Origin of the sequence: Paenibacillus oceani (assembly GCF_014705615.1) — a bacterium.
In the GTDB taxonomy this organism is placed as follows: domain Bacteria; phylum Bacillota; class Bacilli; order Paenibacillales; family NBRC-103111; genus Paenibacillus_AB; species Paenibacillus_AB oceani.
Map to the genome: position 1 here is coordinate 107,319 of NZ_JACXJA010000006.1, position 16,152 is coordinate 123,470.

Genomic DNA, 16,152 nt, shown 5'->3' on the forward strand with positions numbered 1-16,152 from the left:
TGTCAACTTAATCATCATCACGCAAACTGCACCAGCTTGCCCTCGCCGGGCTCGAGAGACACGCTCAGTCTGCCCGACTCCGGACGAAGCTCCATCTGCACCCCTTGCTGCCATACCTGCACTGGCTCCTCCGGGCGGGACAGCCACAGGTTTATCGTATGCGCAACCTCGAAGCTCTCGTTGACGACCAGCGCGTAGGCGCGGCCGACGCCATCCCGGAAGCAGCCGATAATCGCCGCATCGCCCTCGAGACGACTCAGCGGCCCGAATTGCGTCAGAGCGCCGTCGAACGGCGGCTGTACGTTGCCGTGGGTCATCACGCCGACCGACTCGAGCGTCGACAGCAAGCCGCCCAATCCGGCAATTTCCCGGTTGACCGACTGCACTTCGCCGTAATGCCGGGTCCGGTTGCCCGCCCGGTCGATCATCGCGTCGCCGAACGTCTCCCTGCCGTCATCCGGCGTCCAATAAGTAAAATATTGAATGCCTTTCGCACCGAAAGCGAGGCTCGTATATACTTGCCAGCGGATCTCCGCCGCGGAAGGATCACGGTTCGAACGGTTGAACGCCAGCGTCTGAATGAACAGCCAGAAAGGAACGTTATGCCGCAATGCGGCTTGGCGGATCAACTGCAGGTTGACGAAATAGTCCTTCGTAATCGTCAGCTCGCGTCCCGGGCGCGGAGTCAGAAACGGGTAATGGTCGTAAGACAGGATGTCCGGCCGAAACTGCTCCATATACAACTCGACGTACCGCTCGTGATCGACGCCTCCCCGCTGCTCGTCGGAAGCGTAGGTCGGAAACAAATTCACATACGCCAATCCGTGCGGCACCGCTTCGGAGTACGCCGCTTTCAAAGCGGTCAGATGCGCATACTGGGCGACAGACGGCTCATCGATGAACAGATTTCCTCCGAAGGCGGGATGGCCTGCGAATTCACCGGCAATTTCCCCGACCTTGTGCAGGTCGCCCCGGGACAAAGCAAACAGTCTCGTGTCATAAACGAGATACCGCAATCCGTTCGCCTGCGCAGCATCCAGCGCCTTGTGAATATATTCGGTCCCTGCGCCGTATTCGGCCAGGCCGATCACGAACGTAAACCCGGCTTCCTTAATCTCTCGATACCGCTCTTCCGATATATGCTGCGGCGGGGGCGACACCCATAGTCCGATCGGGATTCCGGCCCCTTGCGTCCAAGTCGAATGGTGTGACGGATTCGTCGATTTCATCGATTGGCACCTCCCTATGCGCCAGAACGGTTGGGTCCTGGTTAGCGTGATGGGGGCGCCGCAGGTGCAGCGCCCGGCAATGAATCGGCTTTACATCGCGCCGGTTGAAGAAGCTCGGCGTTTGAACGTTTCGCATGCAGGCCGGATTGGACAGATAGCGGGCCCTTCCTTTACCAAGGGTCGAGTCCGACCAGCTTGCGTCCGAGCTCGGTCAACCGGGCGGGGCCGTCGCTGTTTTTCAGCTCCCACTCGCGTTCATCTGCTGGGAACATGGACGGACCTTTGCGATTTTGCCAGCCTTCGACCACTTCCGAACGCGTCACCCCCGGCTTGGCGGGAAACATCGTGATGTATTGGGCAAATCTGGGCTGATCCGTATAATTTTGCCCGTTGCCGTGCGCCAGCAGGAAGTCCCAGATGAGCAGATCGCCGGCCTCGCCGGGAATCGGAACGATCTCATGCCCCTTCACGTCGGGGATCGTCGGATGGCGGTCCTCCGGCTGCGTCTGAAGCCACTGCTCGAAGTCGCGGTAAATGCTCGGCACGCACTGGAATCCGCCCTGATCCGCCGACGTGTCGGCCAAGTACAGCACGCCCTGCACCGGACGCGGCCGGGGAAGCGGGAAAGTCAGATTCGACGTATTCGTATCCCAATGAATAAAGCCTGTATTAAACTGCGTAAAATCGTCGCGGCGCGGCGGCTTCATATTGACGCGGTCGATGCTTACCCACAGCTCCTTCACCTGCATCAGCTCGGCAAACGCCTGATACAGCCGCGGATGCTGACGGTTATCCCACATCGTCTGGTGCTGATACAGCGGAATCATACCCGCGCTCTGGTGTTTCCACAGCGAATCCATCCCGGCGGCAGGCCGGTACCAGCTCTCGGGATCGTCCGGCTGCTGGCCGGTAAATTCCCAGATTGTTTCGATGAGCCGCTCGCAGTTTTCCTTCGGCACTGCATTTTTCACAAGCAAATATCCGTTCGTATGAAAAAAGTCGCGCATCTCCTCAGTTACGACAGCTTCCATCTCTCCACACCCCTTACCGGAATTTGAGAGCCGCGTGTATCGTCCCTTCCTCCGCCGCTCCTTGCCTCACCATGGGTCAACATGCTTATGGTTATGCCTTTGGCCTTATGACCGCCCATTCGTTGAACTTGTGCCGATAATTCCCTTGCCGCCCGTCCGCTTGCGATGTTCCGACCGCTTCATCCGTATAGCCGCCCTGAAGCGGGTTCGGGTTACCTTGCTGCCTCCGTCTCGTGTTCTTGCTGCGAGCGTACGGGAGCCGGCTCGCTTCGCTCAGGGGCCGTTTCGACCGGCTTCGGCGATTCGTCGATGAGCTTGAAGTACCGCGCCAACCAGTACGGGTGCAAATAAACGGTTCCGTCCTCCAGCAAATGTCCGTCGCCTGCGTCGCAAATATAAGGCGTTTTGTCCCAGCGGTGCATCGGACGTTCCTCGTACGGCAGCGGCTCGCTCAGCAGCTTGTAGCCGTGGCGCTGCAGCTCCGGATGGAACCGGATATCGGCCCGGTGGCTGTTGACGACCTTCCAGTGGATCATGTCGAGCGGCATCTCCGCCAGCGTCTGCACCGCGTTTTCGATATCGCACGCTTTCCCGGTCAACCCGCCGTACACCGAGTTCCAGAACGGGGACCGTTCCCGCCGCTCGAATTGCCAATGGTGCTCCAGACTCATCATATACAAAGCCCGCAGATCCGGATCGGTCTCGTACAGGAGCAGCGGAACGTACGCATGGAAGCCGAGATTGTCGTCGATGCTGCTCGCTTCGCCGAGGTAGGTCCGTTTTTGCTCCAGCGTGTTCATGCCGTAGTGATAACGGGTAACCAATTCGCGGTAAGTCCGCTCGTACTTTTCGTCGCCCGTTACATGCGAAGCCGTCTTCAAAAACGAAAGCAGCTGCAGCGAGTTGATTCCGCGCTGATCGAGCCATTTCGCGTCACGGTTCAATTTCTCCGGCGTCCATACCGCCCAGGTCGTCGGCAAGCCGTCCACATCGGTCAGGCAGTAGTCGTGCTCGAGCACGTGATCCATAATCGCCCGGACGCTTTCCCGGATCAGCCGCTTATCGTCTTCGTCCGCAACCAGATCGTAATAGATCGAATACGCGTAAAAATGTCCGGTAAGCTCGTCGCTCGACGTGTCTCCTTTCCATTCCCATTCGCCGTCCGGCGACAAGCGCCATTCGGGATTTTCCCGGTGCTTGCCAAACTGCGCTTCTGTCCGGTGGCAAATCGAGCGGGCAAAAAATCCCGGCCTGCCGGTAACCGCCAGCAGCCGCATCACCGCATGCATGGAGCGCTTCGCCTTCGCCTTCGCATGCTCGTCGCCGGTTACGGCGTAACGGTAGCTTTGGGCCGCTACATAATCGGACGTCCACAACCCGTCGTTGTCGGAGATCCGGACGCTGCCGCTTTCGATATCGCCTTCCTCCTTCAAGCCGCGCCGGGTGACATAGTCGTAACGGGTCTCGTACCGCTCGACCATCCGATCGATATGGTCCGCCTTCTCTTCGAGCGTCATCCAGCGCGCTGCGATACGTCCGACGCCGCCAGCCGTGGCGAACCAGGCCGTCCCGTCCGGCTCCAGGGCGATGGCGCGGACCTCGTCGTGCGGCAGCCATCGTTTGGAGGCGAAATAGCGCATCTGCCCGTCTAGCAGCCGGATCGCTCCGCGCGACGTGCCGAACCATACCGCCCCGTCCCCGCCCCGGACGATGACGCGCACGTCTTCGTAGGCGAGACCTTTGGAGCCGTCCAGTTTGTAAAACAAATCCGTATTGTCGTGGATGCATATGCCTTTATCGGAGGCGATCCACAGATGGCCCCACTTGTCGGCGGACAGGCCGCGCAGGTCATCGGTATCGATGCCGCGGTCTCTGGCCTCCATCTTAAACCAGTGCGGCCGCTTGCCTGAAAGGGCGAGCAGCCCCGAATCGGTCGACGCATAAACGTTGCCCTGACCGAGGACGGCAATGTCCCGCACCTGCGCACGGCCGAACGCCGCTATCCGCTCCCAGCTTTTCGCCCCGGAGCGGTACAGCGCTTCAGGTGTCGCCGCCCAATAGGCGCCGTCGTCGTCCTGCGTCATCGCGACAACCCGGCCATCCGGTCCGTCCTGGCTCCACTTCCCTCGCCGGAAGCGATACAGCGCGTCTCCGGCCGACACCCACAAGCTCCCTTCGCGGTCCGCAAGCAGCATCGAGACCGCTTCTCCCGCCTGAGGGCCATCCTCACGGCCGCCGTCGACCGCCTCCCAACCGTCGCCGCTCAGCCTGGCGAGACCGGCGGACGTCCCGGCCCATACGGTACCGGCTGCCAGCGCTACGGCATTCACTTCATCCGAAGGCAGCCCTTGCCGGGTCGTATACAACGTTCGCTCCAATTGGGGGTAGCGGCCCAGCAAATAAGTCGCCCTAGCCTGATTATTCATCTTACGCCTCCTCCGGCAATGAATATGTAAACTAATGATCGCAAACAGCAGCACGATTCCTCTAATGCTGAAGCGTGTCGAGTCAATTTCCAGTAACATTCGGTAGTAATCGGCCCGCTGCGGGTTCGGATTCGCACGTGCAGGATTCTCGCCGTCCTTGGCGCAAACTTGGCGTACTTCCGGCAGCCCATATACCCAAAAACCCAATTTGACATACTTCCAGTAGCCCCATACACCCAAAATTGGCGTACTCCCTGCCCCGCTCGCCAAAGACTTGGCATACTTCTGGCACACTTCGCCCAAAACTTGGCGTATTTCCTGCTCCATTCGGCGTAATAGGGGATGTTTGAGACTCTTATTACTCCAAAATCCGTGTTCGAGCCCGAAATAAGATATACTGGAAGCTCTTATTTCCTCGACTTTCCGCGATTCCCGCCCAAACCGGCATAATAAGAGCTGCTAAAAGCTCTTATCCCACAAAAATCTGCGTTTGAGGCCAAAATAAGATGTGCTAGAAGCTCTTATTCCATGGACGCCCTGCTCAGCCGCGCCCTGCCTTAGCGCTCACTTGGAGAAAAGCGGTTGGAAATCGCCGATGTACCTCAGATCGAGCCCCTGTTCGCCGAAGTGCAGCCAATACATCGTCCCGTTGCTTTGCAGGAAACGGACGTCGCTGCGATGGTCGAGACCGAGCGCCGCGCACAACAACCGTCGGTTAAACCCGCTGTGCGAAAACAAGGCCACCCGCTCATCACCCGGGAACTCCCGGCGAAGCCGCTCCAGGATGCGCAACGCCCTGTCGTGGCCCATCGCTTCGTCTTCATTGCCCGCGCAATACCACCCCTCGGGCTCCACCTCGTCTTCAAGATCAACTTCCGGGTACATCCGTTTCAGCTCCTGCTCGGAAGGTCCCCGGTACTCCCCTTTGCCACGCACTTCGAACGTCTCGATCCAGACACGGATCGGCAGCCCGGTCGTCCGTGCCAGCGGCTGCGCCGTCTCAATCGCACGCATCAGCGGGCTGGAGACGATATGCGTCAGACCGGCTCCTTCCATACCTGCCCTTACTTTTTCGGCCTGACTGCGGCCGAGCTCGGTCAGTTCTCCGTCAGCCATATCGTAAGAAACCGTATTGCCGATCGACTGCCCGTGGCGAATCAGAAATAAATCCATAACGGCCTCCCCGTCTACTAAACTATTTTCGAATTATCGTGCCGATCGACAACAAACCAATTAACCAACTTGAAAAAGAAAAAGGATAATCTCCTCGATTATTCAATAGGGAGTGCCCCGGATCGCGGTGGTGCGGACTCATGATGCAGTTGCCGGGAGGATGATCAACAAAGTGCAGTGACCATTTAATTTACATTTAATTTACAATTAATTTCGCATTAATTCACCAGATCGTTGACTTTTCAAGATCCGAATCAATGTGCAATTCATGGTAGCAGATCGCTATTCCAATTTAGTTATTGCAACTGCTGGTGCAGTTCACTTTGCAGTTCATCTTGTAAAAAGCAATTCACTCAGCAATTCATTCTGCGAAGGCAGTTCAATCTACAGTTAATTTTGCGATTCATTCTTCAATTCGCTGTACAATTCATGCCGCGATTCATCCTGCAATTCATGCTACAAATCATTCTGCAATTTATACTTCAATTCTTTCTGAAAATCACGGTACGATTCGATGCTACAACTCCTATGGCTAACCATGTTGTTACTCGACGATACAACTCGATAAGTCCTGCTGGACAGCCCGGCCTCCCCATTCGACCCTGGCAGTCCGGCCCCCTAGAAATAACACAATCCAGCCCGCAACTCGCCCCGGAATACTCCAACATTCGCGATCCAGCGGCCAACAAATCCGCTCCGGATCACCCGAAAAACCGCAGTCCCGCCTCCAGCTCGCCCGCGCAGAGCCGCGTCGCCTTCGTCGCCGCCAGCAGCGGAGAACGATCGTATTCGACGCTTTTCATCTCGATGCGGCCGTCCGTGATCGTCATGTAATGGGCGTCCTTGGACGGATCGTCCTTCCTCCGATAAGACACGCTGCCCGGGTTCAGCCACAGCTCCCGGTCGCCAAGATAATGAACGGTTCTCCGGTGCGTATGACCGAAGATCAGCCGCCGGTGCTCCGCTTCCCGTACATCCTCTTCCGCATGCGACCGCCAGTATTCGTCAAACTGATGCAAGCTTTCGATCGTCTCGTATTTGTAGTACAGATGCTGCATCCGATAACCGAAACCGTCCATCCAAAAGGAGACCGATTCCGGAAGCCGCTCCAATAACGTGATGTCGTCCTCGCCCAGCTTGCCGGCGTTATCGTGCTTCCATTTCCATTCCCCGTCCGGCGTATCCTTCAACTGATCCGGCCGGCGATACAGCGCGGCGACTTTGCGGTCGTGATTCCCTTGCACGCATACGGCATTATGTTCGCGCATCCAGGCGATCACTTCTCCCGGAAAAGGTCCGTAATCGACCAGATCACCGGCGCAATAGACGATATCGCTGTCGTTCTCCTTGCTCCATACGGCTTCAAGGGCGTAAATATTGGCGTGTACGTCAGATAAGACGAGTGCCTTCAATCGTTCTCCCTCTCTTCCCCGCATCGGCCGCTTGCAGGCCGGTGCCGCACGTCCGTCCACATATAGCCGACCGACCGGGCGGCAACACCACCCGAGCGGCCGCTTCCCGGCTTCATTCCGCACGCTTCACACCTTGGCAGCCGCAGGGCCCTCCTGCGTAAATAAAGGCCGCGGTCCCCCGACATACCTGACGACGATCTCCGGCTCCTGCAAGCTCAGCCAGTAGATGCTGCCGTTGCTTTCCTCGAAGCGGACGGCGCTTTGATGATCGAGCCCGAGCGCCGCGCGCAGCAGAAACCGGTTGAACCCGCCGTGGGCGAACAGCGCGACCCGTTCGTCTCCCGGGAACTCGCGGCGCAGCCGCCCGAGCACAGCCAGCGCCCGCCGGTGGCCCATCTCCGGCGTCTCGTCGCCGGCATACAACCAGCCGTCCGGCTCCACCTCGTCCTCGATAACGATCCCCGGGTACGCACGCTCCAGCTCCTGCGCCGTTGGGCCGCGATACAGGCCGCGGTCGCGCACCTCGTAAGCGTCGATCCATACCCGGATCTGCAAGCCGCTGGACCGGGCCAGCGGCTGCGCCGTCTGCAGCGCGCGCACGAGCGGACTGGAGACGATATGCGTCAGGTCCGCTCCCTTCATGCACTCCGCCACATACCCGGCCTGCCGCAAGCCCAGCTCCGTCAAGTCGCAGTCGGGCATATCCTCCTTGCACGTATTGCCGACGGATTGACCGTGTCGGATAATAAACAGCTCCATTACACGTTCACCGCTTCCCCCGTCTCCGCCGAACGGTAGAGAGCTTCCAAGATTTGTTGGACGATGACGCCTTGACGAGGGGTCGACAGCATCTCGCCCTTGCCTTCCAGCGCATCGATAAACGCTTCGAGCTGAAGCTGATGCGAATCGGGATCGGGCAGCTTCGGAGCCGTAATATCCACGACGGTGCCGAATTTGTTCTGGAAGACGGCCCCGGTCTTGAAATCGCAGCCCCCTTTCGTCCCGTGCAGCAGAACAGTGTTATTCGTATGGTTCGGCATATGCACGATAAAGCTTGACTCGATCAGGAGAGTCGCTCCGTTCTCGAAGCGGACCATGCCCATAGCCAAGTCCTCCACCGTGTAGTTCCGGTAATCCCACGGCGTGGGAACCGTCTCGAACGGTTTCGTGCCGAGCTCCTGGTACGTAGCCCCCATGACCTGCACCGGCTTTGGAAAGTTCATGTACCATAAAGCCAGATCGAGCATATGAACGCCGATATCGATCAACGGACCGCCACCCTGCAGCTCTTTGTTGACGAACACGCCTCCGGGAATCCCGTTACGGCGCATGGCCGTAACCCGCCCCGCATAGATGTCGCCAATCTCCCCGTTGTCGATAAACCGTTTGATATACTGCGCCCTGCCCTTATATCGGTTGTTAAATCCGTAAGCGAGTATTTTGCCGGACGCTTCCGCGGCAAGCTCCATCTCGACCGCCTCCGCGGCGGTCATCGCCGGCGGCTTCTCGCACAGCACATGACAGCCCGCGCGGAGCGCCGCGATGGCGGCCGGTGCATGGAACTTGTTCGGGGTGCAGACGCTGACCGCGTCGAGCTCCACCTGCGCGAACATGTCGTTGTAATCGGTAAACGTATGGGCGAATCCGTGCGCCTCGGTGTTATACCTTAACGTCTGCTCGTTAACGTCGGCGATCGCGACGAGCTCAACCCGGTCGGCGTGTTTTTTGTAGTTGGCGATATGCGCCGCTTGAGCGATGCCTCCACCGCCAATAATGCCGATTTTCAATTTCCCCACAGCGGCTCTCTCCTCCTTTATCTGTTACTTGGTGCCGAGCGATTTCTGAATGTCCGCCTTCAGGCCGTTCAGCTGACGTTCCATCGTTTCCTCGATTTGCGTCAAGATGGCGCGGGAATCCTGGTTTTTCTTAATGCCTTCCTCCAGCATTTCCGCCCAGATCTTGGAGGCGTCTGCATAGGCGGGAGTGCGCGGCGACATTTGCGACTTCTTGATCGCTTCGACTCCAAAAGCAGCCGCATTTTGTCCGCCGAACCCGGCGATCGAATTGTTTTTCACGGCCGGCAGTTCCCAGGACGGCATATACGGGGACAAGCGCAGCGACTTCACGTATTCCTCGGTTGCAACCTCGGACATGGCGGCAAACTTCGCGTATTCCCAGGCTGCTTCCTTGTTTTTGCCTTGCGAAGGAATGACGTAGACGTCGAAGCCCCAGCCTTTCGCCGAGCCGAGCGGCAGCTGGGCCAGCCTCCAGTTCCCCATATTATCCGCTTTGTTGCCGCCTTTCTCATAGAAGCTGCCGAGCGAACCAAGCAGGTTGAAATACGTGATCAGCTTGCCGCTGTTGAGCGCTTGGTCCGTCTCCTCTTTCGAAGCGGTAAAGGCGAGATCGAGCTGTGCAGCACGCTTGGCGAAATCGATCGCTTTGACGTATGTGTCCCCGTTGCGGAGATATTTCATCGAGCGATCGTAAAAGCTCGTATGCGGAGCGGCGATGTCCGTCACTTCGCTCAACCGTCTGAACATGTAGTGACCTTTCTGTCTTAACTTCTTCGCCATGTCGAAGAAATTTTCCGGATCGGAGACGAACTTGCTCACCTCGTCAGGCTTGCTCGGGAAGCCGTTCTGCTCGAAAATGTCGTTCCGGTACAGCATGACATAAGGAGAATACGTGTACGGAAGACCGATCAGCCGTTTCTCGTCCATCGATTTGGACAAGTTCCATGCCGCCGGCAGGAAGTCCTTCTCCAGCTCTTTGGCGTTGTACGGCGGTGCATACAAATCTTCCAGCCCGCTCGCCGTCCCGAACTTCCACAGGTGGGCTTCCCACACGCGCGCCACATCGGGCGCTCCGTTGCCTGCGGCCAGCGCGACGACAACGGCGTCGACATGCTCCTTCGGAGCGCTGGATTCGATTTTCACATTCGGGTGCAATTTCATGAACGCTTCAGAGACAGCCGGACTATCGCCCCAGACGACTAGCGTACCGGACAGCTCCTTTTTGGCGACAGCCGCCTTCGCCTCGTCCGCGGGCGTTTTCTCCGAACCGCCCGACCCTCCGCACGCGCTGACCGTTAATGAGATGAACAACAAGCTTGCGATCAGCTTCATTCGCTTAACTCCATGCATCGTTCTCGCTCCCCTTTACGAGTTTGGGATAAAACGATAATCAAGTTTCCGCCGACACTGCGCTTATTTCGCAACAAATTTTTTCATCTCGGCAATTTCCGCCGCCAGCTTTTTCTCGATCGCTTCCTGGGCTTGCTGCATCAGAGCCCGGGAATCCATATTTTTCTTCAGCCCTTCGTCTACAATCTCATCCCAGACGTCCGATGCGCTGTCGTCCGCCTTGACCATCGGTTCGTACTTCATGCCGTCCATAATCGAGGCGCCGAACGCCAGCGTGTTCTGACCGCCGAACGCCGGATCTTTCGTGTCCTTGAACTCGGGCAAATTCCACGACGGACGGTATGGCGAGATTTGCGCCGTTTTCAGGTTTTCCTTCAAAGCTTCTTCGCCCATCGTAATGAACTTGATATATTCCCAAGCCGCTTCCTTGTTTTTGCTTTGAGAAGGGATCGAGTAGGTGCCGTACCCTTGCCCGTACACTTGGCCGAATGGAGTCGTCGTCACTTTCCATTTGCCGTAAGCTTCCGACTTCGAGCCGTCCTGGAACGTGGAGACGCGGTAGAGCCCTCCGAAGTAAGCGACGAGACGTCCGTTGTTGACCGCCTGATCCGTTTCCTCCTTCGTTCCGCTGAAGACGAGCTGCAGTTGGTTGGCGCGCTTGAGATAATCGAGCGATTTGACGTAAGACTCGGTATTGCGGATATATTCCATCTTGCTATTGAAGAACGTGTCGCCGACGGTAAACGTGGACATATTACCCAGGCTGCGGAAGAAATAATGGCCTTTGCTTCTCATTTTCATCGCCATGCTGAAAAACTGCTCCGGATCGGAAACATACTTTCCGACTTCCTTCGGATCGGAAGGGAAACCGTTCTGCTCGAATATATCAGCGCGATAAAACATGACGTAAGGCGTATACCGCCACGGAATGCCGAACAGCTTCTTGCCGTCAAGCGTCGTCGACATCTTCCAGGCGCCGTCGACGAAATCTTTTCTCAGATCGACGGCATTGTACGGAGCCGCCAGCAAATTTTCGAGACCGTCGACCGTCCGGAATTTCCAGTAGTGGGCCTGCGACAATTCGACGACGTCCGGAGCGCCGCTGCCGGCGGCCAGAGCAACGATGGTGGCATCCTCGTGCTTGCTCGGCGTATCGAGAATAAGCTTGACGTTCGGATATTTTTTCTGAAACAGCTCATTTACGGTATCGCCGGCGGAAGATCCCCACACGAGCAGATCCCCTTTAATATCCTTCGCGGCCTCCGGGTTATCCTTGCCAACGTTCCCGAGCTCCTCGTCCTTGCCTCCGCAGCCGCTTAATCCGATCGCAAGCAGTGCGATCGCCGAGAGCAAAACAAAACGCTTCATTTTTTTCGCTCCTTCACCGTATAGTTCCTAACCCATTCAGTACCCCTGGCTTGCATGACTAGACCCACGTTTGCTTCATGACACAGACCCGCTTATGAATGAACCTCACAGCCGAATTGCGGCTTGTTCGCCGCCGCGCATCCCCCCTCTCGATACCGGTTATTCGCCGGCTATTCCGGTCCTCTCGACACTTTCCACGAAATACCTCTGCGTGTACAGATACAAGATCAGAATCGGCAGAATCGTCATAAGCGCGCCCGCCATCATCTTCTCATGGTTCGTCGGCAGCTGCCCGATTCCGTCCTTTGCGTCGCCGCTCTCGGAGATCGCCTCTTTCTGCTGACCGAAGTTGGACTCCCGGAAGTTGCCCAGCATCTGATTCAGCGTGAACGTATTCGTCTTCTTCAAGTACAGATCGGGAAAATACGAATCGTTCCAGTGCCAGACGATCGAGAACAGGAACACGACGAGGATGGCCGGCTTCGCCATCGGCAGCATGATCGACAGGAACGTACGGAACGCCCCCGCGCCGTCGATGCGCGCCGCTTCTTCCATCTGATGCGGCAAGCCGCGGAAAAACTGCATGAACACCATGACGAACAAGGCGCCGCGCAGCCCGTGCCCGAACAAGTTCGGAATGAGCAGCGGACTGTACGTATTCAGCCAGTTCAGCCGGCTGAACAGCAGGTACAGCGGCACGACGATCGCTTGCGGCGGCACGAGAAAGGTGAACAGCAGCAGCACGATCAGCACCGTATAACCCGGGAACCGGTAACGCGCGAACCCGTAACCCGCGATCGAGCAGCCCACCAGATGAAGCAAGGCGCCGCCGACGGACAAGATGATGCTGTTAATGAAATGTTCCATAAACCCCATGCCCCGGAAGGCGAAGGCGAAGTTCTCGAAGCTGATTCCTTTCGGAATCCACTGTACCGTGCCGTCGGCCGCATCCCGCGCCGTCATCAGCGACTGACTGATCATGAACAGCACCGGATACAGGAAGACAAACGATAAGCTGAGGATGATCACGTAATGGAACACCCCGGTCGTGATGTCCGCAGTCCGGCGTGCTCCCGACGTCTTCCAGAGCGGCAAGGCGGATTGCGTCCAACCGGGCGATTTCTTTTTATAGGCAAGAGTGACCTGCGCTTCCTTCATTGACGCTACCTCCTTTCCTGCGACAGTGCCGTAGTATTGCGGAACAGGAAAAACACGATGCCGATGATGACGAATATGCAGATGGAGTAGATCCAGCCGACGGCCGCGCCGTAAGCGAAGTTGAACTTATTGAAGATCAGCTCGTAAATAAACCGCATCATCTCGTTCGTCACCGAGGTGAACGAGTCGACGATCGAGAACAAGGTGCTGATGAACAGCATCGGCATGAGCATCGGGAACGTAATCTTCCAGAAGCACTCCCACCCGGTCGCTCCGTCGCACTTCGCCGCTTCGTACAGCGTAGGCGATACGGTCTGCAGCCCGGCGAGCAGGATCAGGATCGGCACGCCCGCGCCCCACATGACGAGGGTGAGCGAATCCATCATCGTCAGCAGCGGGTTCAGCAGCTGCAGCGGGATGTATTCGGCCAGCGTCTCCTTAAGCCCGGCCTGCTGGAAGATCGGCAGCGTCGCCGCCCCCTGCTTCGTCAGCGTCGACAGTGTCTGGCCGGTAGCGATAATGACCGGCAGGAAGAAGACGCCCCGGAAGAAGACCCGCCCCTTCATCGGTCGATTGAGCAGCAGCGCGCTGAACATCGAGAAGATGAGGATCAGCGGCACGTGCACGATCATCTTCACCATCGTCGTCTGCAGCGTCGGCAGCAAGTCGACGTCGACCGTGAAGGCGTGGCGGTAATGCTTGAGGCCTACCGGAGTGGAAGCGAGCTTCCCTCCGGTCAGCTTCAAATCCTGAAACGAATAGATGATCGATTCGATGAGGGGCATCGCCATAAAGACGGCGAACCCGATCACCCATAACGATACGAAGGCGTATCCTTCAAACATCGTCCGCGTACGCAGCGACAGTCGCAGCTTTGTTTTCATCGTCCGCTCCCTCCCTGTACGACGGAAAACCCGCCGGGACTGACCGTAACACCGTTCACGGTCCGGGACAGCTGCCCGTAGTTGACGACGATGGTTACCCCGTTGCTGTAAGTCGTCCGGTATACGTCCTGCATGACGCGCTCATGCCCTGTAATCGTCGCGTCTACGACTTTGTTTAACGCTTCCGCCGCCTTGCGGTATTCTTCGGCCGCAGGTTCGAGCCAAGTGTCCGCCTCCGAGCTGAACAAGCCGTCCATCGGCGTCCGTTTCAGCTTGGAGGAGTTTTCATGCGTCAGCTGATATTTCGGCACGGCTCCATATTCGACCATACGCAGAAACGACTTCTTCGGATCTTCGCGCAGGTTTCCGGCTTCCGAGGAATACGGGATCAGGCCGTGCAGCGCAATCTGGTAAAACGGTACGGTGGCGTCCTCGTACGTGTAATGGCTCGAATCGGCCGGAGCTCCATCGATCCGGTCGGCGAACCCGAACGTATACGCGTTGCCTCCGGTTACCGCTACGCTGCCGAGCTGCTTCCGGGTTAGCTCCATCGCTTCCTGCCACAGCCCAATTGTCTGCTTGCGGTACAGCGGCGAAGATACCCGCAGATCGCTGTACAGCTTCTCGCCCATATAGTTCAGCCGCAGTCCGCTGACGTCCAGCTCGGCATACCGGGCAAGCTCCGGCTTCAAGTAGTCGTTCACGGCTACGCCCGGATTGAGCATATGGTACGAAGTTCCCCGCTTCACCTGCAGGGTGGCCGGATGCGGATCGTAAAACGTCAGCACTTCCCGCTTCATCCCGTAGATCGCGTCCCGCGACGCCCGGTAGTCGCCTTTGGGGGCGAAAGGCAACACATAGTTCGCATCCAGGTACACCGGAATTTGTTTGGATTTGGCGTATTCGATCAGACTCGTAAGTCCATCGTCGCCGCCAAGCTTGCCGGCTACCGGGAAATGCTGCGGCTGCTTGCCGTACACGCCCCCGTCAGACCAGCCCTCCAGCACCAGCTCCAGCCGGTTCACGCCTTGGGCGGCGAAACGGTCGATCGTTTCCTTGGCCTGGGCAAACGTCGTCATCCCGATATAGGTGCTGCCGATAATCTCGTCGCGGACGACGCCGCCGACCAGATGAAGCCGCAGCGGAAGCTGCTCCTGACGGACCGGCTTCACGCCTTTGTCTTTGATCAAGTGGTCGCGGTACGCTTGCGCCATGCCCACGTATCCGCTCTTGTCTCCTTCGAGCAGCACGTACCGGACTTTGCGCTCGCCTTCCAGCATCGTGCCCTGGAAGAACGGAACTTCGCCGGAATCCCCGATGAATATGCTATCGCTGCTCCGGTACATGAATTCGACCGACGAGCGGTAGATGTCTACGTTCTGGTAGCCGGAAGGAGCGGCGATAATATTCGCGTCGTGTTCGCCTTCCGTAACGATGCCGACGAAGCCCTGGTCGCCGCGCTTGATGCCGAAGACGGGCAGCGCCACCCGTTCCTGCGGATCGGAGTAAATGTCTTCCTTCGGATTTTTCGTGACGACGCTTTTCGTCTGGCTGTCGAACGCCTCGTCGCCGCCGTAAATCGATTGGTAAAACTGATCGTAGTATTCCAGATGCTCTTTCTTGAACTCCATCAGCGCGCCGGCTCCGTCCGGATAAAACACGAAACCGTTCTCGCTCGGATGTCCCGAACCGAAGTAAGGGAGCGGCTCGACACTGACCACTTTACACTTGTTCTCCTCGACGATTGAATCGAACGGGACGTTCACTTCGAAGCCGTCCGGGGTCAGCTTGTATTCCATGGCAAAGCTGATGCCGAGCGAGATCAGCTTGTAGTTCACCCGTACCCCGCCGTCGATCAGCGCCGGAGTAAGCGTCCCGGCTTCCTTGTACGGGTAGGTCGGGGAAGCCGACGTTCCTTGCGTATAGCGGAGCGTCACCGGATTTTCCACGATCGGCTTCTGATGGCTCGCGATTCCTTCCTGATTTTCCGGGTACGTGTACCAGCGCTTGCCGGTCGCCGGGGATTCCAGGTAAACCATCCCCTTGCTCTCGTCGTAGTACATCACCAGACTCCCATTGCTCGCCACTTTTTTGACTTCCTTGCTGGAGCGGCCGTCCAGACCGACCATTTGAATCGGTCCTTCGTCGTTCGTATTCGTACAACTGTTCAAAAACGTCTCTTTTTCCGTTTTCACTCCCGCGTCGCGCGCTGCCTTGGCTCTTTTGGCTTCCTGCGTCAATTTAAAGTCGTAGGAGAGAGCGGCTCCGAGCAGTGTGCCGATCAGGATCGTATGAAAGCAGATCCGCGCAATTCGTTTTAACATA

12 protein-coding genes are annotated in these 16,152 nt (G+C 57.6%); all 12 read right to left on the reverse strand.

Annotated features, from left to right (window positions below; genetic code table 11):
- Window positions 1-17: 17 nt before the first annotated feature.
- A complete protein-coding gene (locus IDH45_RS05815; RefSeq protein ID WP_190925588.1) occupies window positions 18-1,229 on the reverse strand; it encodes a beta-galactosidase in 1,212 nt (403 codons plus the stop codon).
- Window positions 1,230-1,399: 170 nt separating this feature from the next.
- Window positions 1,400-2,260, reverse strand: a complete 861-nt coding sequence (locus tag IDH45_RS05820; RefSeq protein ID WP_190925590.1) for a phytanoyl-CoA dioxygenase family protein — start codon at window positions 2,258-2,260, stop codon at window positions 1,400-1,402.
- Window positions 2,261-2,472: 212 nt separating this feature from the next.
- Window positions 2,473-4,686 (reverse strand): ligand-binding sensor domain-containing protein, encoded by a 2,214-nt coding sequence (locus tag IDH45_RS05825; protein WP_190925592.1) that lies wholly within the window; start codon window positions 4,684-4,686, stop codon window positions 2,473-2,475.
- 564 nt (window positions 4,687-5,250) lie between these two features.
- Window positions 5,251-5,859, reverse strand: coding sequence for a histidine phosphatase family protein (locus IDH45_RS05830; RefSeq protein ID WP_190925594.1), 609 nt, complete (start codon window positions 5,857-5,859; stop codon window positions 5,251-5,253).
- A 701-nt stretch (window positions 5,860-6,560) separates the two neighbouring features.
- Window positions 6,561-7,271, reverse strand: a complete 711-nt coding sequence (locus IDH45_RS05835; RefSeq protein ID WP_190925596.1) for a metallophosphoesterase family protein — start codon at window positions 7,269-7,271, stop codon at window positions 6,561-6,563.
- Between the two features lie 126 nt (window positions 7,272-7,397).
- Window positions 7,398-8,030 carry a histidine phosphatase family protein gene (locus IDH45_RS05840; RefSeq protein ID WP_190925598.1) on the reverse strand — a complete coding sequence of 211 codons (633 nt, stop codon included), beginning with the start codon at window positions 8,028-8,030 and terminating at the stop codon, window positions 7,398-7,400.
- The gene (locus tag IDH45_RS05845) at window positions 8,030-9,067 is read right to left on the reverse strand and encodes a Gfo/Idh/MocA family protein (RefSeq protein WP_190925600.1); all 1,038 of its coding nucleotides are present in this window, start codon (window positions 9,065-9,067) and stop codon (window positions 8,030-8,032) included. The genes IDH45_RS05840 and IDH45_RS05845 overlap by 1 nt, the downstream gene beginning before the upstream one ends.
- Window positions 9,068-9,091: 24 nt before the next feature.
- Window positions 9,092-10,417 carry an ABC transporter substrate-binding protein gene (locus IDH45_RS05850; RefSeq protein ID WP_190925601.1) on the reverse strand — a complete coding sequence of 442 codons (1,326 nt, stop codon included), beginning with the start codon at window positions 10,415-10,417 and terminating at the stop codon, window positions 9,092-9,094.
- Window positions 10,418-10,480: 63 nt separating this feature from the next.
- Window positions 10,481-11,785 (reverse strand): ABC transporter substrate-binding protein, encoded by a 1,305-nt coding sequence (locus IDH45_RS05855; RefSeq protein WP_190925603.1) that lies wholly within the window; start codon window positions 11,783-11,785, stop codon window positions 10,481-10,483.
- Between the two features lie 159 nt (window positions 11,786-11,944).
- Complete coding sequence (locus IDH45_RS05860; protein ID WP_190925605.1) at window positions 11,945-12,943, reverse strand: carbohydrate ABC transporter permease; 999 nt, start codon at window positions 12,941-12,943, stop codon at window positions 11,945-11,947.
- A gap of 5 nt (window positions 12,944-12,948) precedes the next feature.
- Window positions 12,949-13,827 (reverse strand): carbohydrate ABC transporter permease, encoded by an 879-nt coding sequence (locus IDH45_RS05865; RefSeq protein WP_190925607.1) that lies wholly within the window; start codon window positions 13,825-13,827, stop codon window positions 12,949-12,951.
- Complete coding sequence (locus IDH45_RS05870; RefSeq protein WP_190925608.1) at window positions 13,824-16,151, reverse strand: DUF5696 domain-containing protein; 2,328 nt, start codon at window positions 16,149-16,151, stop codon at window positions 13,824-13,826. The genes IDH45_RS05865 and IDH45_RS05870 overlap by 4 nt, the downstream gene beginning before the upstream one ends.
- Window position 16,152: the final 1 nt, after the last annotated feature.